At 52.7% G+C, this 22,649-nt stretch carries 18 protein-coding genes and 2 tRNA genes; 5 read left to right on the top strand and 15 right to left on the bottom strand.

Features of this window, described 5'->3' with window-relative positions; all coding sequences use genetic code 11:
• The 3 genes from ACOYJL_RS08465 to ACOYJL_RS08475 all read right to left on the bottom strand — a co-directional run bounded on the left by ACOYJL_RS08465 (nucleotide 1) and on the right by ACOYJL_RS08475 (nucleotide 1,567).
• Nucleotides 1-76: transfer RNA gene (locus ACOYJL_RS08465), tRNA-Lys, on the bottom strand.
• Nucleotides 77-123: 47 nt separating this feature from the next.
• Nucleotides 124-1,389 carry an aminopeptidase gene (locus tag ACOYJL_RS08470; protein ID WP_433569848.1) on the bottom strand — a complete coding sequence of 422 codons (1,266 nt, stop codon included), beginning with the start codon at nucleotides 1,387-1,389 and terminating at the stop codon, nucleotides 124-126.
• 103 nt (nucleotides 1,390-1,492) lie between these two features.
• A tRNA-Gly gene (locus tag ACOYJL_RS08475) sits at nucleotides 1,493-1,567 on the bottom strand.
• Between the two features lie 368 nt (nucleotides 1,568-1,935).
• Here ACOYJL_RS08475 and ACOYJL_RS08480 point away from each other — a divergent pair.
• Nucleotides 1,936-5,286 carry a VaFE repeat-containing surface-anchored protein gene (locus ACOYJL_RS08480; RefSeq protein ID WP_433569797.1) on the top strand — a complete coding sequence of 1,117 codons (3,351 nt, stop codon included), beginning with the start codon at nucleotides 1,936-1,938 and terminating at the stop codon, nucleotides 5,284-5,286.
• Between the two features lie 65 nt (nucleotides 5,287-5,351).
• Here the strand turns inward: ACOYJL_RS08480 and ACOYJL_RS08485 are convergent, their stop codons facing one another.
• On the bottom strand, nucleotides 5,352-8,228 hold the full coding sequence (locus tag ACOYJL_RS08485) for a M28 family peptidase (RefSeq protein WP_433569798.1): 2,877 nt from the start codon (nucleotides 8,226-8,228) through the stop codon (nucleotides 5,352-5,354).
• A 232-nt stretch (nucleotides 8,229-8,460) separates the two neighbouring features.
• Here ACOYJL_RS08485 and ACOYJL_RS08490 point away from each other — a divergent pair, with 232 nt between their 5' ends.
• Nucleotides 8,461-9,474: a helix-turn-helix transcriptional regulator gene (locus ACOYJL_RS08490; protein ID WP_433569799.1), complete on the top strand. Its 1,014-nt coding sequence runs from the start codon at nucleotides 8,461-8,463 to the stop codon at nucleotides 9,472-9,474.
• A gap of 271 nt (nucleotides 9,475-9,745) precedes the next feature.
• Entirely contained in the window at nucleotides 9,746-10,429 is a 684-nt protein-coding gene (locus tag ACOYJL_RS08495) for a helix-turn-helix transcriptional regulator (RefSeq protein ID WP_433569800.1), read from the top strand.
• Nucleotides 10,430-10,437: 8 nt separating this feature from the next.
• On the opposite strand, the gene ACOYJL_RS08500 is transcribed toward ACOYJL_RS08495, so the two are convergent.
• The gene (locus ACOYJL_RS08500; protein WP_433569801.1) at nucleotides 10,438-13,413 is read right to left on the bottom strand and encodes a helicase C-terminal domain-containing protein; all 2,976 of its coding nucleotides are present in this window, start codon (nucleotides 13,411-13,413) and stop codon (nucleotides 10,438-10,440) included.
• A complete protein-coding gene (locus ACOYJL_RS08505) occupies nucleotides 13,414-14,385 on the bottom strand; it encodes a D-alanine--D-alanine ligase family protein (RefSeq protein ID WP_433569802.1) in 972 nt (323 codons plus the stop codon).
• Between the two features lie 105 nt (nucleotides 14,386-14,490).
• Between ACOYJL_RS08505 and rlmN the strand changes: the two genes are divergently transcribed.
• Nucleotides 14,491-15,555, top strand: coding sequence for a 23S rRNA (adenine(2503)-C(2))-methyltransferase RlmN (rlmN, locus tag ACOYJL_RS08510; RefSeq protein ID WP_433569803.1), 1,065 nt, complete (start codon nucleotides 14,491-14,493; stop codon nucleotides 15,553-15,555).
• A gap of 99 nt (nucleotides 15,556-15,654) precedes the next feature.
• On the opposite strand, the gene ACOYJL_RS08515 is transcribed toward rlmN, so the two are convergent.
• The 9 genes from ACOYJL_RS08515 to rpmH all read right to left on the bottom strand — a co-directional run bounded on the left by ACOYJL_RS08515 (nucleotide 15,655) and on the right by rpmH (nucleotide 21,250).
• Nucleotides 15,655-15,900, bottom strand: coding sequence for a hypothetical protein (locus ACOYJL_RS08515; protein WP_433569804.1), 246 nt, complete (start codon nucleotides 15,898-15,900; stop codon nucleotides 15,655-15,657).
• Nucleotides 15,901-15,903: 3 nt separating this feature from the next.
• Nucleotides 15,904-16,716 (bottom strand): ParB/RepB/Spo0J family partition protein, encoded by an 813-nt coding sequence (locus tag ACOYJL_RS08520; RefSeq protein WP_433569849.1) that lies wholly within the window; start codon nucleotides 16,714-16,716, stop codon nucleotides 15,904-15,906.
• A gap of 31 nt (nucleotides 16,717-16,747) precedes the next feature.
• Nucleotides 16,748-17,548, bottom strand: a complete 801-nt coding sequence (locus tag ACOYJL_RS08525; protein ID WP_433569805.1) for a ParA family protein — start codon at nucleotides 17,546-17,548, stop codon at nucleotides 16,748-16,750.
• A 640-nt stretch (nucleotides 17,549-18,188) separates the two neighbouring features.
• Nucleotides 18,189-18,941: a 16S rRNA (guanine(527)-N(7))-methyltransferase RsmG gene (gene rsmG, locus ACOYJL_RS08530; protein ID WP_433569806.1), complete on the bottom strand. Its 753-nt coding sequence runs from the start codon at nucleotides 18,939-18,941 to the stop codon at nucleotides 18,189-18,191.
• A gap of 104 nt (nucleotides 18,942-19,045) precedes the next feature.
• Complete coding sequence (locus ACOYJL_RS08535) at nucleotides 19,046-19,648, bottom strand: protein jag (protein ID WP_433569807.1); 603 nt, start codon at nucleotides 19,646-19,648, stop codon at nucleotides 19,046-19,048.
• Between the two features lie 115 nt (nucleotides 19,649-19,763).
• A complete protein-coding gene (locus ACOYJL_RS08540; protein ID WP_433569808.1) occupies nucleotides 19,764-20,525 on the bottom strand; it encodes a YidC/Oxa1 family membrane protein insertase in 762 nt (253 codons plus the stop codon).
• Between the two features lie 20 nt (nucleotides 20,526-20,545).
• Nucleotides 20,546-20,779, bottom strand: coding sequence for a membrane protein insertion efficiency factor YidD (yidD, locus tag ACOYJL_RS08545; protein ID WP_433569809.1), 234 nt, complete (start codon nucleotides 20,777-20,779; stop codon nucleotides 20,546-20,548).
• A gap of 3 nt (nucleotides 20,780-20,782) precedes the next feature.
• On the bottom strand, nucleotides 20,783-21,103 hold the full coding sequence (gene rnpA / locus ACOYJL_RS08550) for a ribonuclease P protein component (protein ID WP_433569810.1): 321 nt from the start codon (nucleotides 21,101-21,103) through the stop codon (nucleotides 20,783-20,785).
• A 12-nt stretch (nucleotides 21,104-21,115) separates the two neighbouring features.
• Entirely contained in the window at nucleotides 21,116-21,250 is a 135-nt protein-coding gene (gene rpmH, locus ACOYJL_RS08555; protein ID WP_433569811.1) for a 50S ribosomal protein L34, read from the bottom strand.
• Nucleotides 21,251-21,605: 355 nt separating this feature from the next.
• Between rpmH and ACOYJL_RS08560 the strand changes: the two genes are divergently transcribed.
• Nucleotides 21,606-22,610: an ATP-binding protein gene (locus ACOYJL_RS08560; protein WP_433569812.1), complete on the top strand. Its 1,005-nt coding sequence runs from the start codon at nucleotides 21,606-21,608 to the stop codon at nucleotides 22,608-22,610.
• Nucleotides 22,611-22,649: the final 39 nt, after the last annotated feature.

Consider the following 22,649-nt stretch of genomic DNA (forward strand, 5'->3'; position numbering starts at 1 on the left):
TGGTGCGCCCTGAGGGGGTCGAACCCTCGACCTTGGGATTAAAAGTCCCCTGCTCTACCAACTGAGCTAAGAGCGCGCATTCAATCTGAGCAGAGCAATTCTACCACGCAGAAGCCCAGCCCCCTACTCCCAAGGCCACTGACCGTTAATGAAGACGGGAGTTTCCGTTCCATCAGCGGAGACGCCCCAAATGTTGAGGTCGTCAGAACCCACCATAAAGTCAACATGTATCGCGCTTTGGTTAACCCCTGCGGCCACAAGCTGGTCCTTGTCCATCTCAAGGCCACCACGAACGCATTCTGGGAAGCCCATGCCAAGCGCGAGATGGCAGCTAGCGTTTTCGTCGTAGAGCGTGTCATAGAAAAGCACGCCACTTTGGCGAATGGGCGTGTTCTTGGAGACGAGCGCGACCTCGCCCAAGCGCACGGAATTCTCATCCGTCTCAAGAATGTGCTTGAGCACGTCACGACCGAGCTCGGCATCATAGTCCACAACCGCACCATGCTCAAAGCGCAGCCAAAAGTCTCGCACAACCTGCCCATTGTGAACGAGAGGCATAACGGAGTGAACAATGCCGTCCACCCTCATGCGATCGGGAGAGGTGAAGACCTCCTCGGTAGGAATGTTGGGGAAAAAGACCGTGCCATCCTGGGTTCGACCTGCGCCGCCTTCCCAAATATGACCCGCGGTAAGCCCCACCGTAAGGTCCGTTCCGTTGGAAGAACGGTAGCGCAGAGCATCATAGTGCTTGCGGTTGAGCGAGCGCTTTGCGTGCTCAAACGAGGCGTTGTGGGTTTCCCAAGCGCTCTCAGGGTCCTCCCCGTCTGCGCGAGAGGTTTCGAGGATGGCAACCCAAAGGCGATAGACGGCCTCGGCGGGAGAAAGCTCAGGGAAGACCTCCTTGGCCCACGCCTCAACGGGCGCACCTGCGATGCACCACGCGTTGTAGCCAAAGTCCATGCCGTTTCGGTAGTCAATGCACTGCTCGTTATGCGCACGCGCAGCCAAAGCAGGCTTCATGGGGTCAATTCCCTTGAGCGACGAAGGATCTGCACCCTCAATGAACAAGAAGGCGGCCCCGGCCTTTGCCAAGGAGTTCAGCTGCTCGCGCTCCCAGCTTGGTACGGTCTTGAACCAGTCGGTGTCAACGTTCTCGTACGTCATGCGCGAGACTTCGTCGTCACGCCAGCGGACCGTCACGTGAGACGCCCCCGCAGCATAGGCCGCAGAAACGATGCGACGGGCAAAGTCCGCACGCTCAACGGGAATGGAAAGCACCAGCTCTTGGCCCTTATGCAGCGCGACGCCCTTCTTCACAATAAGGTTTGCGTAGTTGTCGATCTTCTCTGACAGAGCATTGGTTGCCAGCCTGCATTCCTCGTCGGTCATGGGAATGATGCCCACGGTTGCTCCCCTCTCATAGGCCCGTTCGCTATGTCTCGTTGTACTTTTACCCACAAAAAAGGCCCCCGTTTGGGGGCCAGAGTCTCCCTGGAGCGGGCAACGGGATTCGAACCCGCGGATGATGGCTTGGGAAGCCATTGCCTTACCACTTGGCGATGCCCGCATGCGTGGAGATTTTATCACAGAGCATGACCGTTTTTTGTCTCCTCATTTGAACGACCGCTAACCATCACACGCAAAACGTCCCTTGCTTCCTGCAGGGTGTTGAAAACCCAGCTCAGAGCCCGTAAGAAACGCGATAGATAGCCGATAGCCAGCGGCAAGAATGCCGAAAGGGGCCCTCGCTAAGCTTCGTGTCCCACAACGAGGCTAGGAGGGCTCATGAGAGTGTCACCGAACAACAAACAACTGAAGGCTATTTCAAAAAGATCCAGAGAGGAGAGCCGGCGCGTACCGCGCGCACGGCTTCTGGGAGGAGACCCCCTGCGCGGCGGTCCAAACGTCGGACCAGGTCACGCAGGGAGAATGTCAATGTCACACAGACTACCCGTGATTGTCGTAGCGGTGATTTCGACGCTCGGTTTTCTGCTTATTGCGGGAGGCACGGCCCCGGCATCTGCGGAAACGGGGGATGTGGCATACTTCTACAACGCATGCACGCCTGAGTCTTATCGTCCAGAGACTGCAGACGAAGCAGATGCTGGAGTCTTTCAGGAGTTTGCCGAGAGCATGGGTCTTTACCAGCGTGTCGGCGACCCGCACAAGACGGGCATCGCCTATTGCCTGGACAACACGTTGGGCGGACCAGGCTATGGAAAAATCGAGTACACCGCTACCGAGACGGCAAATCCTGGCATCTCCTACATACTTGCGCACGGCTATCCCGTGACAACCACGATTGAGGGAACCGACTACTCAAGTGGCGATGCGCGCATGATCACGCAAATTGCCATCTGGGATTACGAGCATGGTTTCACCATGAACACGACAAACGACGAGCAAAAGGCCGAATACGAAGTCGGACTTGCGCTCTCCGCAGAGGCAAAGGAGTATGCCCAGTCTGGTGGAGAGAGCCTTGGTGAGTTTTGGGTCTATACGCCGAGTACCCCTTCGGCACAGCGGATAGTGCTATGCGGTGCTGTCTTCGGAAAGCCCGAGATTGAAAAGAAATCCTTGGATCCAAACGTAACCGCTGATAACAGCAACTATTCGCTAGCCGGAGCAACCTTTGGTCTCTACTCCGACGAGAGCTGCTCAACACAGGTAGCAACGTTGACGACAGACGAAGAAGGCATAGCTTCCGCAGGAAGCATGATTCCTGGTACGTATTGGATAAAGGAGCTCACTGCACCGAAGGGCTATAAGCTGGACAAGAGCGTCCATAAGATAACGGTTGAGCCGGCACAGACTGCAAAGCTCACAGTAGAGGATGGCGCAATCTATGCCACGGCTACTGCATTGCTCAAGAAAGTCGATTCCACGAGCAATGCTCCGCTTGGAAACGCCGAATTTTCTGTCTCGTACTATGAAAACACCAAGGGCAACGCGGAGGGCACCCCCACAAGATCATGGACGCTGAAAACCGACAAAGACGGCATCCTTCGCGTGAGCCAAGACGCCCTTGTTTCCGGAGACGCGCTTTTCACCAATGCCGCTGGGGACGTCGTAATGCCTCTAGGCACGTACGTAATCCAAGAGTCAAAGGCTCCTGATGGCTACTTGCTATCAGACACGTCTTCCCATGTGGTTGTTGTTTCCACAGACAAAGACGGCAATGCGGTTGTCTCAGGCAACGAGAATCTAACGGTAAGTGACCAGCCCGTTCGTGGCGGGGTCAAGCTATACAAGATCGATGCCCAGACGCAAAGCACAACGCCAACCGGAAAGGCAACTCTTGAAGGGGCAACTATTGCCATCAGAAACGTCTCTGGTCATGCCGTTGTTGTGGACGGGAAGCGCTATGAGGACGGCGAGGACGTTATAACCCTTACGACAGACAAAAACGGTACCTGCCAAACTGCTCAGGATGCCCTCCCCTTTGGCACCTATGAGGCACACGAAACCCGGCCATCGCAGGGCTATCAGCTCAACTCCGCTTGGAAAGTCCGCTTCTCGATTACCAAGAGCAGCAAGTTCGTTGACCTGCAGAAAAGCGCCCTTCCCGAAAAAGTCATCCGGACTGACCTCAAGGGCGTGAAGGTAGCGACCGACACGGAAAAAGGCATGGCGAATGTACCTTTCCTCGTAACAAACATGGATACTGGCGAGAGCCACGTAGTAGTAACGAACGAGGATGGCGTTCTTGATACAAGCTCAGCGTCCTCGCCACATTCCAACAAGACGAACGAGAATGACAAGGCTTACAACGCAAGCACGGGCAAGATCGATGACTCGATGCTGGACAGCAAGGCTGGCGTCTGGTTCTTCGGCACCACTGAAGCGAAGGGGTCGGTTGACGACAACGAAGGAGCACTCACCTATGGCACCTACAAAATCGAAGAGCTCCGCAGCGAGGCGAATGCTGCCTATGACCTCGTTACGTTAAATGCGACTGTTTCGAAGAATGAGGCGACTGTCGATCTTGGCACCATTAGCGATGACTTGACGCCTGTGCCAGAGATTGCAACCACGCTCACAAATGCCGAGGGAGACAAAGTTGTTCCAGCAACTGAAGGCGCCGTTCTCATTGACAAGGTCCACTACAAGGACCTTACCGCCGGAAGCTCGTACACGCTTAAGGGCGAGCTACATCTTGTTGATGCAGACGGCAATGACGAAGGCGTGATAGCAACCGCAGAGCAAGAGTTCTCACCCAGCAGCACGGAAGGCTCTGAGACAATTACGTTCATATTTGATGCCTCGCAGCTCAAGGGATCGTCGGTTGTGTCATTTGAGACGCTCTATCAGGAAGAGAAGAAAGTCACGTCTCACGCCGACCTGGACGACAAGGGGCAAACTGTCACGGTGCCCTCCCTTTCGACGACGCTTGCCGGAGACGTTGACCATGAGTCCTACGCAGCTGCAGACCAGATTGTCCTAACTGACACCATCACCTATCACGGTCTTGAGGTTGGAAAAGCCTATACGGCAACGGGAACGCTCCATCTAGTTGCCGAGGACGGAAGCGACGCGGGCATCCTTTACGACAAGAACGGAGACGAGGTCACCGCATATGCAGACTTCACGCCTACCGCTTCCGATGGATCTGTGCAGGTGGTGTTCACGTTCGCGGCGCCGGACAATCTTGCGAATCAGAAGGTCGTGGCATTTGAGAGCATTGGCAAGGGCAGCACGACCTATGCAACGCACTTTGACATAAGCGATACTAACCAGACTGTGACTTTCCCAAAGATTGAGACTTCCGCCAGCGACAAATCGGATGGCGACCATGAAATCGTGGCTAGCAAAGACCAAGTTGTCGTTGACACCGTAAGATACGAGAACCTCTGCCCCGGCAAGGAGTACACGCTCAAAGGAGAGCTGCATCTGGTAAACGAGGACGGGTCTGATGGTGGCACGTTGCGGTCAGCAGAACAGGCTATTGTTCCTGAAGACGCTGATGGAGAAGCGAGCGTTGAGTTTGATCTAGACGCCTCTGAGCTAGCAGGGCGAACAATTGTGGTGTTTGAGACGTTGGAGAGAGATGGGAAAACCGTCGCGGCGCACTGTGACCTCTCCGACCCATCCCAAACCGTGAGCGTTTATGACGAAAAAACACCAAAGACATCCGTCACCGCGGGACCAACACCGCTACCCAATATGGGAGATGACTCGACGTCCGCCCTGCTCGTTGGTTTGGCTTCGCTAACCGTCATTTCTGGGGCAGGAATCATAAGCCACATGAGCAACAAAAAGAAGAGTCGAAGGTCCAACTGGAGGTAAATAAGGCCGAGCCATGCGGGAGCGCCATTTCCTGGTCGCTCCCGCACAAAGCTCTTTGATTCTCGCTAAGACCGGCGAATGATCTCTGTCACAAGCTGAGCAACGCGCTCAATCTGTTCAGCATCAACGTTTTCCCAGACGTCATTGGACTTGTGCGAAAGCGCAGGCAGTCCGTCGTCCCCCAGACCCATGATGGTGGCAGAACGCACTGAAGACCTCATTGCCAATGTAGCGTCAGTGTCAATCCAATCATATGGGGTGGAGCCAAGATCAATGTGCAGGTCCGAAGAGGTCTTTGTAAGCAGTCGAGCAATTCGGCGATCAATGCGGCGAGGGAACTCGGCACCCTCCCGCGTAAGAAGCGAGAGCTCGCCCGCGCCGACACACTCAAGGTTCACGAGGAACGCACCTCGAATGTCGCGACGATGCTCTGTCAAGAAGGCCTTCATACCCGCATTGCCAAGCTCAGAGGACCCCAGAGCGACAAACCAGATGTCGTGAGAGATGAGCTCGTCATATCCCATGTTCAGAACCTCATTGCGAAGCTCGTCCTCAGTAGGAACGTCGTTAGATGCCCCGTTGGGCTGGCTGGTTGCTGCCTGAGCATCCATGGGCTCATCGAGCTGATTGATGGCATCCTCAGGAGTCTGAGGCGCCTGTTGCTGGACGCCCTTGGGATCGTCGTCGACAAGCCTCAGATCTCCGCGCGGCGCAGCGCCACCCTTCCAGCTAGATCCTCCGCCATTCTTTGGAGAGCGACGCCGCTTCCTGCTTTCAGACTTGATGTCGTCTGGGGTAATGACATCAAGACCATCCTGACTTGGAGAAGCAGGGGCATTGCTCGCCCTGTTTGGCGCAGCACTGTTACGGGGGTAGCGGCTGTTCACAAGCGGCGTGCTCTGGACGCCGCGCTGACGCGCCGTCGGCGTCGTCGGCCTTTCGACACTAATGCGCGTTGCATTGGGGTCGGTGCCAAACGGATCTGAACTCTTGGAGGGATCAGGAAGATCATAGAGTGCTGCGCGGCGAGCAACGCTCGATATCTCGGGTCGATACGAAGATTGCCCCCACGTGGGATCGTCGGGTGCTGCGGGAGACGGAACCGGGTCAGCCGGAAGCGACTGAGTGTCGGCGGCATCATAGACGCCGTCTAGATTGTCCATTCCGCTCGTATCCCTCTCCCCCACGCTGCCAAGATCGTTCGAGTCTTCAGCAAACCTGAAGCGAGTTACCACGGTAGCCTGCGGATCAGCGGGCTCTGCCGTATGAGCGGGCGTGGATGAAATCGTGGGAACGTCGTTGAGCGTTTGCGAGGGCGCAAAGGCAACGGGCTCAGGGGCCGTAGCCTCGTCTGTCGGACCCCTGTCGCCCACGTTGGCGTTGGTCGCAACATTGGTCTCAACGTTTTGCGACACAGTAGCAGTGGGAACAACCGGAGTGCCCATGTTTACATCAGAGACGTCAATGCGTGGGGTGCTGTCGGAGGCAGAAGGCGCAGCAACCGTAGCTTCGGGAGATGGCTCTTCGCCTTTTGCGTCACGATGGAAAAGTGACGTCAGTCGATCCTTGAGAGAAGGACTTGAAGTCTTAGCGGGTGCCTCGTTGCTCTGCTGCTCAATATCCGCTGGCTCGCCACCAGAAGCCTCGCCTGTCGAGACCTTCTTGCGAGGAATGAGGTTTGAAATCTTCGGAAGGCGTAGCGTGTTTGTCTTCTCGGACTCGCTCTCTTCGGGCTCGATGTCGTCGATGTCGTCGATGTCGTCGTCCATCGGCGGCGCGTCAACAGTAGCGACAGGAGCGACGGTCGCCGGTATCGGTGCTTGCACAGGCTGGACGGCAGCCGAGGGCGGCACGTAGGTCTCTCCCCATACCTCGCAGTTATGCTCGACGTACGAAATCTCGCAGTTGGCGGGGAGGATGCCCATCTGTCGAATCATCTCCTCGCCATGGCGAACGCCGACCACAGGCTCGGGCTTGTCAGCGAGGGGAATCTGAGTTGTGGGCTCCGCAGCGCTAACGACGGTCTGATCAGCATCGCCTTCGGTCTCGGGCGTCTCGCCCTCATCGGGCTCAGGCTGCGAAGCAACTTCCGGAGCCACGCTCTCGGGTTCGGAGGGAGCGACAGGCGTCACGGCAGCAGCCGCAGCGACAGCCGAGGCATCACGCATGGCATGTTCGCGTTCGCGGGAGCGTCCAGAAACAAGGTGCTCCTCAGTCGGATGGACGTTCTCAAGAATTCCCATCATTGCAGCAACGCCAGACTTGTTGTCATTAGCGCCCAGCGTGCACGGGGAGAACCGCTGATATATGACGTCAATGCCCTCTAGAAGAATCGGAATCGCGCAAATGATGCCAACTATCCACATGACTTTGCGGAATGGGGTCGGCAAAAACGTCAGCACCTGGAGAAGCCCGCAGACGCCAACAATCAAGACGATAGCGGAGAAGTACTTCCGAACCTTAGGCAAGTACGCTCCGAGCGTAGACCCATAGATGAAGCTCTCGTGGGGCGCATCATAATGAGCCACGATCACGATTGGTCGCTTGCCCTTGGTAACAAGATCGCCCGTTCCCTTGTGGAAGGCAACGACGTTCTGGCTACGGACAGTAGGTCCAAGGTTAGAAAGGAAGCTTCCACCGATGCCAAGATGGTTGAGAACAAACAGCACTGCAGGCACAAAGGCGAGCAGCATGCCGATGATGGGAAGCGCTCCCGCATCAATTCCAGAAAACAAGATGCCAACGAACATCAAGATAAAGAGGATTGACGGAGTCAATCGCGCAAAGGAGTTAGCGTCAAACTCCTCGATCTTGGTGTCAACGTTGTGGTTTCGCATCAATTCGGCTATTGTCTCGGCGGCCTGTAACTCCTCTTGGCTGTTCGCCGGAGAGATGCCGATCTGGTCGTCCAGATAGTCCATGTATTCTTGTGTCGTGGCCATACTATATTGCCCTCCGCTGGTGCTCGTTCACGGTGCACATACGTGAATGAATGCACATATACCCGGTCAGTATACGTCTTGTTGTCACAGTTTCATTCCGCAAGACCCCTGTGAGGCCACATTTTGCCTGTTAAGATAACTTTCTTTACATCTTATGCGCGTATTTTGCGAAGCTGGTTTCAGTTATCGTGTCATGTACTGGCACCAACGATACGTGGCATGGAGAGCGCGCATGGCAGAAGAGACACACATAGACGATGGATTTTCAGAGTTAACCGACGACGACGAAAAGAGCAGGCGCGTTGCTTCAATCGCTTTGGCCTTTATGAATGCTTCGACTCTGTCAGACGATGAAATTTGGCACACCTACTACGAGGAGCTCGACAAACGGGATTCTTATCGAGTCGCCTTCAAGCGGGACAGGGCAACGCTTGCCGCCTGCGGAATTGTCCTTGAACGCGCTCACCTTGCTGATGGGTCCAACGCTTGGCATGTAAACGAGAAACTCTCGTTTGCCAACACGTCGGAGCTTTCAGACCAAGACGCCCTCGTTATAGACATAGCCTGCCTACCTCTTGTGGACGACCCGAACTTCCCTTACGGAGACGAGCTTCGCCTGGCACTCGCTAAGATTGATGACGTCTTTGACAATGAGGCGATCGAGAGTCTTAAGCCGTCTGTTCGCACTCCTGACAAGGTGCTCAATATCGTGCGAGGCTGCCTAGATGCTGGCACGGCCGTGCAGATTCAATACACCGACGCCTCAGGAGAAGCTTCAAAGAGAGTTGTTGCGCCCTATGGCATCTTCGGGCTGCGTGATAAGAAATACCTAGTAGCTCCCCGCATTGACGAAAGGGGCGACATCGCTTCAGGCTCCATGCGCCGCTATCGGCTTGACCGTATTTCTTCTGCGAAGCAACTTCCAAAGATCACGTTTGAACTCCCGGATGACTTCGATGTCCAAGACTGGATCAGCCTCCCCTTCCAAATTGGTCAGACGATCTGCAAAGGATCGTTTCTTGTTCCTCAGTCTCGGCAAAAAGAGCTGGAGCGCGACCTTGACCGCCTAGGAAAAGAGGCTGGCGAGCTTGAGCATGACCATGACCGCGTCATTTGGCACGTCAATGTAAGCAACATCGATGCGGCCGCTTCATGGGCAATCTCAGAGCAACTCAGGCCTCTAGACCCGCCCAATCTTGTCGAAAGTTACCGAACGTTGCTGAAGGGGGTCATTCAGAATGGCTAGCGCATCGCACAAGAAGAGCGGCCGACCGGGCAGCACCTTAAAAAGCCGCGAACTCACGGCCCTTATCGGAGCGCTAGACCAGGGCGGTGATGGCATTTCAGTCGACACGCTTTCTGCACGGCTTGGTATTACCGCCGAAGAGGTCAAGCGGCGGCTCCACCTTATCCTGACGGCAGGAGGCAATGAGTCAGGGCTGCCACTGCTCGAGAGCGATGATGGTGCCCGCCTCGCCCTTGCAAATGGAAGTGGGAATCGCGGCCGTCGCGTTCGCTTGACCAAGGAAGAGACAGTTGCTGTGCAAGCGGCTCTCAATTACGTGGGACTGCCGGAAAACGATCCTCTCCGCACCACCATTGACCAAGCGCTTTCGTCTACTCCCGTCGACAATGGCATCGTGCTCCGCGCCCTTGGAGGAATGCGTGGCCATACGGCAGAAGCTGACTCTCTCTCGGCATGCGCCCGAGCAATTGCAGATTTTGGTCTTTTGGAATTCTCTTACCAAGGCGTCTCTGAAAGCGCTTCTCGGGAAAGGCGCGTTGATCCAAAGGCTTTGCGCGTAAGCGGCGACCATTGGATTTTGGATGGGATTGACATGGACAAGCGCGCGATGCGTCATTTTCGCGTGGATCATATGTCCGACATCCTCCAAATCCCAGCTGAAGAAGAGGACGAGGCGGCCATGGTCGAAGACGCGCCGCTTCGTCAGGTAAGAGTTACTTTCCATAACAAGAGCTACCTCAGCATCTTCGACTGGCCAGGAGCTCGGTTAATTTCGGACGGTGACGATGGGACTACCATCGAGCTTCCCTACTTCGGCGGGATGTGGCTTCCACGTCGCCTTGCTGCGTGCGGTGGCACCTTGACTATCTATGACGAAGAACTAAAGCGACGCACAACTGCCTATGCGCAGGCGCTTCTGAACCAGCTTGGACAGAAAGCACCTGCACAGGCATAGACAGCGTTTTATTCGTGAGATGCCCTCCACATGCGGATGAAGCGTCCCACGTTTTCTGTTTCAAGCTCGCTGACAGCGTTTGAGGGCAGCGAAGAAGTAAACTGCTTGCCATAGCGCTTATGTGCCACGCGTGAGTCGGCAATCACCAAGACCCCTCTGTCGCTTGAGGTGCGGATAAGCCGTCCGGCGGCCTGCTTTACCGATATAACGGCCTCGGGAAGCGAATAGCGCCACCAGGCCCGGTCTTCGCGCGCCTCGCGCTCGCGAACTATGGGGTCATTTGGGCTCGCGAACGGCAGTTTGGGGATAACGACGCACCTTAGCGTGTCGCCCGTCGCATCAAAGCCCTCCCAGAACGACTTCAAAGCCAATAGGGACGTGCTCCTTTGCGCAAGGAACTGCTCGCGCAGCCGTCGCGGAGAAGCACCCCGCTCCTGACAAACAAGTTTGAGTCCCCTTTCGCCAAGCATAGGCTGCAGCTCTTCAAAGACTCGCTCCATGTCGCGTCGATTGGTAAACAGCGTGAGCACTGAGCCGTCCATCGCAATGTGCACGTCGTAGAGAAGACTGATGAGCTTATCAAGATACCTGCCATCATTTGGCGCAGGCATATCGGACGTTACCAGCACTGACATGCTATTGTCATAATCAAAGCTCGAATCAAGTTGAACGTCCTTGTGAGCGCTCTTGTCAAGGCGGTCAAGCCCTACGGCATGATCGAAGTGCGAGAAGTCATGACCGACTGCAATGGTTGCTGAGGTAAAGATCACGCTTTGCGTTTCGGGAAGCCACCGCTCCGCAAGGTCCGCGCCGACATCGAGCTTCTCAGCTAGAAGCTTTTCAGACCCAATACGCCTCTTTGATCGATAGAGCTGCGCCGAGTACACATAGGTCCTGTCTTCGCCCGAACAGATCAGACGAATGTTTGCCAAAAGGTCGGACAAAAAGCGTGAGGACTCAACGAGGTCACCCTGGTGTTTTGGTGACAGCTCCCCCACCTTCGTCGCAGCGCCCTCAAGCTGATGTACTGCGTCATCCAGACGCTTGCTGGCGACGTCTGCCGCCTCAACAACGTCAGCCCATTCATCGGTTGCCCGAATGTTCTCATCCAACCATAGTGTCACGCCATCATAGCCACTGCCACAGGGGGCAACGTCGACAAGTCCGTGGATTGCGTCAAAGAGCGCAGAGCATGCCGTGCTCGCTCGCGCTACGCTTGCCGCAGACTTGGCAAGCAGCGCTACAGCAGTTGTCGAGCCCTCCAATGCTGACATTGCAGTCATCACAGAATGAATCGTGCCCGTCTTGAGACCACCAAGCAGCTCAAAAGCCGAGCGAGCATTCTCACTTGAGACCTCCCGAGCCCACTGTCTGCGAGCCTCCGACTCGAGAGAGTGTGCCTCGTCCACAACCCAATGCCTGATAGGCGGAAGGATTTTGCCATCTGCCTCGACGTTTCTTAAGAGCAAGGCATGGTTGGTCACAACGACGTCGCTCTCGGAGGCGCGGCGGCGGGCACCGTGAACGAAGCATTCATTAGGAAAGAACGGGCAGCGCGTGCGCAGGCATTCGTCCGGAGTTGTCGTGAGCATGGCTCGAGGCACCGATCGCCACCTTATGCCAAGCGCGTCTATGTCGCCGTCAGGCGACTGGCACGCGTATGCGCTGCATACAGCAATCGCTGTCATCATGTCTTCAGCAATTGAACCGTCCGAGCGGCCGTCCGCTGCAGATGCAGATACCGGCAGCTCTTCACGCATGGCGCGCTCTACTCGATGCAGGCAAGGATAGTGATCGTACCCCTTGAGGCTTGTATAGGTGACCCCCTCGGGCAGGGCTCGATCGAGCGCGGGCAGCTCATGGGCAACCAACTGGTCAGTCAGCGCATTGGTCTTTGTCGCGACACCGACAGTCACATGGTTTGCCTGGGCGAACCTGACCTCTGGGAGCAGGTAGGCAATCGACTTGCCAACGCCAGTCCCCGCCTCGATAGAGCGATGCGTCGAGGTCGCTAGCGCGTCGGTGACCTCAAGCGCCATGCTCACTTGCTCGGGGCGGCTCTCATAGTTGCCATACATGCGACCAACGGGACCATCAGGCGCAAAATCAGCAATCACTTGCTCATGGGTCGGAGCGATAAGCTCCCCTTCCTTCTCCGCAGCGTCATCGCGAACGTCGGAGCTCACGCGAGCCACCAAACCATGGCGACAGGCCGCGAGCGAGAAGGGCGCAGGACCAGCCTCTTGCGCAAGGTGGGCCAAAATCGGCCGGAATGACCAGTCATATTCGCGGTGCATCTCTGAAAGGTCAGCGAGAAGCCCTGATGGAAGGTCTGAAAGCCCCAGAAGGATAATCCTCCAGACGCCACAAAGCGCGTCGACGTCATCCCCCGCTCGGTGCGTTACCGAATCGCAGCCAAACGCAGCTGCCAAGTCTGAAAGCCTATGGGAGGAGAGCCTTGGCAGCGCAATACGAGAAAGGGCCAGCGTGTCAATCCAATTGTCAGAGACCTCTTGACCTCCCCGCACCTTGGTAATAAAGGTATGGTCAAACGTAGCGTTATGTGCCAAGACCGGCATGCCGCCAACAAAGTCGGCAAGGCGCGCGACCGCTTCCTCTGGATCAGGGGCAGAAGCGACATCAATGTCGCGGATTCCCGTCAGCCTTGTTATCTCAGGTGGGATGGGCACTCCGGGATCGACGAACGTCTCAAAGCGATCAACCACTTTTCGACCGGATAGCCGTGCTGCAGAGATTTCGATAAGGTCGCAATCTTTAAACGAGAGCCCCGTCGTCTCTGTATCGAGAACGACGAGGTCCTCCTCGAGCAGGCCAAAATCTGTGTACTCTGCTCGCTCGGCCAGGCTTAGGTATTGTTCTTTGATGTCTTCAGGAGTGCCAGGAAGCAGCAGCTTCTCAAGAGTGGCCCGCGGCGCATCGGAAGCTGCTACACCCTTCTCGTCTCCCTTAACGGTCCTCGGCATTTATCGCTCGCCCTTGCCATGTGCCTCAAGCGCGAATTCGATGAACCTCGTGCATAGCTCTGGGAACTCGATGCCGCCATGACGTGCGGAATCAGGAAGCAGACTTCTCTCGGTCATGCCCGGAATAGTATTGGTCTCGAGAATAACTGGGGTGCCATCGTCCTTCACAATGAAGTCGCTGCGCGAAGCTCCGAGACAATGAAGAGCTTTGTGCGCCTTAATTGCGAGCTTTTGCGCACGGGCATAGACGCCAGCCTCAAGGCGGGCGGGAACTACGTGGTGCATGGAGGCGGGCTCGTACTTCACCTTGAGGTCGTAATAGTCCGCACCGGTCACAATCTCAACGATTGGCAACGCCTGAGGATCATCGTTGCCAATCACAGGAACGGTAATCTCGGTGCCCATGATGCGTTCCTCGATGAGAATCTCGGAGTCAAGCGCGGCAGCGTCAGCAATTGCCTTCTTGAGCTGGGTTTCTTCGGCTACAGAAGTCACACCAAAGCTTGAGCCATTGCTGACGGGCTTCACGAACAGAGGAAGCCCGAGTTCGTCGACAATCTGATCAAGGCGCTCGTTCGTCACCTCGTCGGTTGCCGCAAGCGTAACTCCTTTGGGCGTAGGAATCCCAGCGTCGGCATAAAGAATCTTCGCAACGGTCTTCTCGCAGGCAAGCGCACTGCCGAGAACTCCCGAAAAGGTATAAGGAATGTGAAGCGTCTCAAGAAGGCCCTGAATGCAGCCATCCTCGCCGTAGCTTCCATGCATGGCAACAAACACCACGTCATAGTTGCCAGCTAGCAAGCGCTGGATAAAGTCCGGCTCAGCAACGTCGACAAGGTCGACTCCCTTAAAGCCCGCCGCTGTAAGGGCAGCCTGGCAAGCCTCGCCAGACTGCATGGAGATGTCATGCTCAGATGACCATCCACCGGCCACGACAATCACCTTGAGCTGCAGTACCTCATCTCTTGTCATGTACGACAACCTGCCTCTCTCATCTAGTGCTGTAGACTCACGTAAATGCAGTTAACTAACTGAGAATACTCCTCAGACGTTATATATCAGAGGCTGGAGACAGAAATGCAGGGAACCAACGACATTCGACAGAACAAGAGTGACCTCAGGAGCATGACGCGCGGTCAGTTGGAGGCGCTTTTGGCAGAGCTTGGGCAGCCAAAGTTTCGTGCCAAGCAAATTGAGGAATGGGTCTGGACAAAGGGGGTAACCTCATTCGATCAGATGACCAATCTTCCCAAGACGCTTCGCTCAGAGCTTTCTGAACGCTTGACTCTTGGAGGTGTGGAGGAGATTGCTCGCCAAGTCTCACGGGATGGCAGCCGTAAGTATCTGCTTCGCTATCCCGATGGAGTCGCTGTCGAGTGCGTAGGCATGCCGACTAAAAACCGGCTGGCTGTCTGTGTTTCTTCGCAGGCTGGTTGCGCTATGGGGTGCGCCTTTTGCGCAACCGGTGCTGCAGGCTTGACGCGCTCTCTCACTGCAGCCGAAATTTACGAGCAGGCAATGCATGTGCGTGACGACTTCAATACTCGCGTCACAAGCATCGTCATGATGGGCCAGGGAGAGCCCATGATGAACTACGACGCTGTTCTTGATGCCCTTCGAAAGTTCAACTCTCCTGAAGGCATGGGTATCGGTGCACGACACATCACAGTCTCTACCTGCGGTGTTATTCCAATGATCAAGCGATTTTCAAATGAGCCCGAACAATTCACTCTTGCTGTCTCTCTTCACTCTGCTGTCCAGAAGACGAGAAACGCCCTTATGCCTGGTGTAAAGAAATACTCGCTGATTCATCTCTACGATGTCATGGGCGAATATGTCGACAAGACGGGGCGGCGTCCAACCTATGAATATGCACTTATCCAAGGCGTTAACGATACTGATGAGGAACTAGCAGCGCTTTGCGACTTCTGTCGCGGAACTCTTGCGCATGTGAACATTATCCAGCTTAACAACGTTGAAGGGTCGAAGTTCCGCCCCTCCTCAGCTGCAAGAGCTCAGGAGTTTGTCTCTCGCCTGGCCTCTGTGGGAGTAGAGGCTACCATTCGCAATTCCCGCGGCTCTGACATTGATGCTGCTTGTGGGCAACTTCGCCAACGCGCCCTTCGCTCTAAGGAGGCTTAGACTTCCCTCTTTGCTTCATTTTTTATGTGAGCGGCGACCCTCTGAATAGAGAGTCGCCGCTCACGAACATTTGTTCTATTTTCCATGTAGATGGCTTTATTAGTATCCTATATTCTCCCATTGTTGGCTTGTTGCCTGAACATTTGGCAGAGGCGCATCGTCATCCATTACCTCTCCCGTTATTTCTGTAACAATTTCTTTGATTCTCTGATACGACCGCTCTGTAGCCTTTATTGCTCGCTTGAGCTCTTCTTTTGCCTGGTCATTGAGGAGAAGCTCATATGCGGCGTACGCAGCTCCTGCCATTACTCCAATTGTTATGAGCTTTGCTCTTACTTTGGACATGAGCTACTCCCTTGTCAGTAAATCAACGATATGACTTAGCTGCTCCTCGCTATCAAACTCTATCTCGATTTTGTTCTTACCTCTGACATTCTTGACCTTTACGTTGGTGTCCAACGCTAGTCTCATCTCTCGAGCAGCACGTTTATATGACTGTGGTACTGGTAATCTGCGAACTGGTTCATCATCTTGATTGACAGAAAATAACGGAGCGAGCCTTTCTGTCTGTCTGACCGAAAGTCCTTCGTTTACAACCTTTTGCGCAAGTTTGATTCGACTTTCCTCTGTTGGTACCGCAAGAATTGCCCTTGCATGGCCTGCGGTGAGCTTTCCATCTCTCATTAGGTCTTGCACTTCAATTGGCAAATCAAGAAGGCGAAGTGTGTTAGTAATTGCCGATCTGGATTTGGATACTAGCTTTGCAACTCCTTCCTGTGTCAAATCGTTTTGGTCAATAAGCTGCTTGTAGCCCTGTGCCTCCTCAATCGGATTAAGATCAGATCTCTGAAGGTTCTCTATCAATGCGAGTTTAAAAACATCCTCGTCACTGATGTCTCTTATTACAACAGGAACTTCTTCTAGCCCTGCAAGTTTAGCGGCTTGATAACGCCTTTCTCCTGCTACGATCTCGTAGAAAGACCCCTTTTTCCTGACTAGAATCGGTTGGAGCACTCCGTTCTGCTTAATTGAATCAGTTAATTCTGCCAGTTCATCCGCATCGAAATTTTTTCTCGGTTGACCTTTGTTTGGCTTTATCTTCTTAAGTGGAAGTGTTGTATCAGCAGCTGTTCCACCAACTTCTGCATTGGCTTCTTCCATTAACGAGCCCAGCCCGCGACCTAAACCTTTCTTAGCCACGACGAATCACTTCCTTCGCAAGTTTTGTGTACGCAAGTGCTCCCTTACTCATTCGTGCATACTTTGTAACAGGAAGCCCATGACTTGGAGCTTCAGCGATCTTGACATTGCGTGGAATATAGGTCTTAAAAATTTCCTTGCCAAAGTAGTTTTCACACTCTTCAACTACTTCATGAGACAAGGTTGTTCTTGTGTCATACATGGTCATAAGTACGCCAAAGATTCTTAGGTCAGGGTTGAGTCGACTTTTAACCATTCGCATTGACTCAATAAGCTTAGTTACTCCTTCAAGTGCGTAGTATTCGCACTGTATTGGAATAAGAAGGCTATCCGCTGCTACCAGCGCATTGATTGTCAAAAGTCCTAATGAAGGCGGGCAATCAATAAAGATATAGTCAAATTCTTCTACAATGTCCTTAATGGCGCCTTTTAATATTGTCTCTCTGGACATTGTCGAAACAAGTTCAATTTCAGCCCCCGCTAGCTGGATCGTCGAGGGTGCTATAAATACATTTGGTTCACAGGTATCGACAATAGAATCCTGGATAGGGAAGTCTTGTAGGAGAACATCATACATATCATGCTCAAGATCTTCTTTTTCTATACCGAACCCGCTTGTCGAATTTCCTTGTGGGTCAAGATCAATTAGAAGCACTTTCTTCTTTGCTTCACCAAGTGCTGCTGAAAGGTTAATCGCTGTTGTTGACTTCCCAACACCACCTTTTTGATTGATTATTGCGATTACATGCGGATTTCTGTTGGGAAGACCCCTTTTTACATCTTTATATGACAATTTGTCCTCCATTATTCTTGGCGCATTTTCATCTCAGCAGTGTTTTCGCTCAAGAAGCACGTAACCATGATAGTTGATTGTTTCACGTGAAACTAGGCTGTCTATTAGATGTCTTCAATCTATATTTCAATCACTGTTTCACGTGAAACATAGCTTTTATTGGAATTACTAGGTATGAATCAAAATTATGTTATGTGATTCTGATTCAAAAACCGAACTATCTAATTTGCATCATTCAATTTGAATGCAATTTATGTGGTAGTGTCGAAATAAGGATTATGAATTAAGCAGATATATCAATCATTGTCTATCAATATTGATGGCAAGATTTCTTTTATAAACAAATCCTATTTTTATAAGGCTACGTTTTTACAGACTCCCGAGTCTTCAACAAATATGTTTCACGTGAAACATATGCAATTTTAGGACTATAAGATTGAGTAAGATTCTGAAATCAAATCGACTGTCTATAACAATATTCTTCAAATGTGTAAGCAAGTTCGGCTTCAATTGAGACAATGTGCTTTATCAGAACCATCTGACAGTTGATGCCTGGTACTCTCAAATAAAAATTATATGCATGATTAAAACGATGCGAAGAAACTTGTGTGATAGAACTGATGTTCTATCCCACAAGTTCTTATATACCAAGAGGGTGATTCTTTGCCATGCCAACCTTTCGTGGTAGTTTTATCTTGGGATACTTTTCTTTCATGAAAATAATGATTTCACGGTGACCAAAGCCAGAAGGTAGTTCATAAGTTTCACGTGAAACAAGCTTTAATCCACATATATCAGCAGCTACAAGAGAAGATGAGATTTCCTCATCAGAGGGATTCCCCTTGCTTACAAGAAGAAAGCCATTCGTATTAAGCAAGGGTGAAGCATACTCAACGAGTACATTCGTTGGAGCTACAGCACGAGCAACAACAAATTGATACCTCTGTTTAGAAATATTTGGGAGCTCTTCAGCACGACAATGAAAACAATCAATCTTTTTAGATAGACCAAGCTGTAGTGAGAAGTCTTCAACAGCTTTAACTTTTTTGCCAACAGAATCCAAGAGCCCAGAGTGACATCCAGTTGCAATTGTTAGAGGTATTCCAGGAAAGCCGGCTCCAGTGCCAATATCTAAAAGATTGTCTTCAGGAGAAATATCTATATTCGGAGGAGCGAGAAATAGAAGAGAATCGAGTATATGTAATACAAGGGCATCATCAGGATCGAGAATCCGCGTAAGGTTCATGACCTTGTTCTTTTCAATAACAAGAGCAAGATGCTTCACCATCAAACGAAGTTCGTCATCAGAAAGGGACAGGCAGGAAAGAGGAGGATACGTAGTAATCAAGTCTTTGAGCTTAGAAGTAAGACTAGAAATCTCACTTTTTTCCATAAAAGCCTCCTGCCAAAAACACACGCGACAAAAGAAATTGTCATACAAAAGGGGAGGGCACTCAACACCCTCCCCAACAGCAACACTATGATGTGAAGAACAATCTATTCTTCAGGGTCTTTCACAACAGTAATTACAACACGCCTCATGGGCTCTTCACCCTCAGAGTGAGTCATGACCTCGGGATCATTTCGAAGTGTTAAGTGGATGATTCTACGGTCATAGGCATTCATCGGTGCAAGGGCAACAGAAGATCCTTGGCGCTTCGCACGAGAAGCTGCAGACAGGGCCATTTGTTGCAGTTTTCTCTTGCTGCGACTCTTATAGCTTTCGATATCAACGACAATAGGGTAATAGAAGCGAAGGCGGCTGCTCATAAGAGATGACAAGACAACCTGAAGAGCATCTAGCGTGCGACCATGCCGTCCAATAAGAACAGCAAGATTGCCACCGGTAACATCAAGAATAAGCTCTCCATCGTCGCCGTCATACTCGTCAATTGCAGAATGGTTCTCACCAAAAAGAGACAAAATTCCTCTTAAGTAGTCAACAGCGACATCCGCAATTTTGTCTTTCTCATCATCCGTCAGAGTACCATTAGCCTCATAGTGCTCACGGATGGTTGAAAACTCATCTGCGCCAGATTGAGCCAGCGCATCGTCGGATGCAAGGACGTCTCCCTGCTCGCCGAGGTTTTCTTCCTCCATCATTACCCCTCACTACAATCCAATTAATATAAAATATTAAACTATTACATACCTTGCTTTAATACAAATTCAAGCCGTCGCGAAGACGGCTCGATAATAATAGAAATCAAGTGGGCTAGCTCTTCTTATGTGGACGAGGTTTCTTCGCTTTGCGAACGACATCTACCTGCACAGGCTTATGCGTCGCCTCGTACTCGGCCTTCTTCTTGGCTTCCTCAATCACATGCTTGGTCACAAGCTGCTGCTGCAGTATGCCCCAAATCGCCGACGCATTATAGTAAAGGACTGCCGCAGAAGGAATATTCCACGAGAACCAAACCATCATCACGGCCATGACAATGCCCATAATGAGTTGTTGCTGCTTCTGTTCAGAAGTCGTGCTGTTCTTGAGGTTGAGAGCCATCTGCAAAAACGTTAGCAACCCAAAAAGAAGCGCTGCAATCACATAGGGTGCGCCAGCAGCCCAACCGCCCTCAAGTCCACCAGCAGCAGACTGAGAAAGCGACGGAATAATATTAAAGAACGAAGCGTCTTCAGGTACGTGGTAACGGGCAACCGTGAAGAGGGCAAAGAAGATTGGCATCTGAATCAGGACTGGCAAGCAGCCCATGACAGGATTCACTTTAAGATCTGCGTATATCTTTCGGAGCTCTTCAGCTTGCTTTTCAGGATTATCAGCGTAGCGCTCCTGTAGCTCCTGAATCTTTGGCTGCGCCACCTGCATGCGCGCCGACGACTCGACCTGCTTGTTCATCAGCGGCATAATGATGATTCGGATAATCACGGTCAAGATAATGACCGCGAGACCCCAGTCCCCGCAGAAGCTCTCGATACCAGCAAGGATGCTGGCCATAAAATTAATCAACCAATCCCACATGGTTCCTCCGTGAGTTCCCCCTAGGGAACGGGATCGTATCCACCGGCATGAAAGGGATGACAACGCAGGATTCGCTTAAAAGCAAGCCAGCCACCCTTAGCAAGACCGTACTTAGCAATAGCCTGGCGTGCGTACTCAGAACAGGTTGGAGTGTATATGCAATGGGGTCCAAGAAGTGGCGAAATATAGCTCTGGTAGAAACGAATCGCTTTGTTGGCAGCCCTGGCAGGCAGAGACTTGCCCTTCTCGCTCATATACTACACACCGGCTCTCCTGAGCAATCCTCTAAGAGACACGGCTACTTGCTCGGGAGAGCTGTCATGAGTCCTGTCAGTTGATAAGAGAATTACGTCAAAGCTGCCTAGAGGAAGCCCACACGAACGCGCCGCCTCGCGGAGTACGCGCTTGCATCGGTTCCTATAGACAGCATTCCCAAGCCTCTTTGGTGCGACAAAGGCGACTCTTCCATGGTCGCCTTCATCCGTCCTTGCTACGCGAATACGCAGAAGGTCGCTTGAGTAGCGCCTTCCACGCGAGAAGACCTTCTCAAACTCTGAATTAGATTTGATGGTCTCCATGAGACGTGCCGATTAGACAGTCAGGCTCTTACGACCCTTGGCGCGACGACGAGACAAGACCTTACGGCCGCCCTTGGTCGCCATACGGGCACGAAAGCCGTGAGTAGTGGCGCGCTTGCGCTTGTTGGGCTGATACGTACGCTTCATTGTTAATTCCTCCCCAGACGGGTGTAATCGTTATGAGACGTGAGCTTTCGAATTGTACGTGTCAAGCCTTGTTCATGTCAATTGTCTATTTTTCATGCACGAATTTGCCAAAACATCGCCGTCTTGCGCTGAAAGGGGGCGAAAGGTTTCGTGCAAAGCGAAATCATTGTTCCAGAAGATAGATACAATGCTTTCTGTTGCTATACTTTTTAATCCGTTATCCTGAGATACAGCAGTTATCAACAAGTTTTTCACGACAGTTGAAAAGTTTCGTTCAATAGAAAACGGTCTGAAAGTTTTCGACGGTCTTTCAACCACAGGTAACCCAAAGACCAACGTTTCGAGAGGTAGAGGCATGGTTCACTCGTTCTATCCGTTTGTTGAAAACGGTGGAGAAGTGCCCAATGAGGAAGACAAGCCCCAGGGCGAACTAGGAACAGAAGTGCGCTACCCCGCTCGAATTGCGGTTTACGACGATGCGGCAGCGGCCCCACGTGTGGTCGTCGTCGAGCCAAACGACATTCGCAGCTATCTCGAAGAGATCACAGCAACCGTAAACAAGCTCGCGCACGAGCAAGGCGGGCAGATCCCATTCACGGTTATTAGGGAGATTGTTGAGAATTTTATACACGCGTACTTCATTGCCCCAACCATCACGATTCTGGACAATGGCAATACGCTGCGCTTTTCTGACCAAGGACCAGGCATTAAGTCAAAAGAGCTCGCTCTAGAATATGGAACGACCTCAGCAACGGAAGAGATGAAGCACTACATCCGTGGCGTAGGCTCGGGGCTTCCTTACGTGCAGCAGTACATGACCGACAAGGGCGGCAGCCTCACCATTGAGGACAACATCTCCGGAGGGACCGTCGTAACGATCTCAACCCGCCCCGGCAAGGACGCCATGGACATCACGCATGCGCAAGGCGGCGCAGGCGCCTCTCAGCAGCCGATGCAGCAGCAATTCCAACAAGCTATGCAGCCACAGCAGCCCCAGTTCCAGCAACCGATGCAGCCACAGGTCAGCCAAGGCTATTCGCAGACCTCCTATCAGCAGGTATATGCAGGAATGATGCCGCAGCAATCAATGCCGCAGATGCCACCCAGCCAGCAATACGTGCCTGCGACCCCGACTCAGGCGCCGGTCGCGCAGGGCGCGATTGCGCTCTCAGAGCGCGGCGCTCAGATTCTGAAATATCTCTCAGAGCACGAGATGGTTGGACCGTCTGACCTCGTGAGAGCCTACGGCCTCTCGGCGCCAACGTGGTCGCGCGAGCTTGTAACGCTTCTCCAGGCGGGTATCGTTAAAAAGGTAGGGCAGAAGTACCATCTCACGAAAGCGGGAGAGATGCTGATTTAGTCCGCTATTGCCGAGGAGTTGAAGTTTTCAACATTCGAG

It is taken from the genome of Tractidigestivibacter sp., from assembly GCF_050946515.1.
In the GTDB taxonomy this organism is placed as follows: Bacteria; Actinomycetota; Coriobacteriia; order Coriobacteriales; family Atopobiaceae; genus Tractidigestivibacter.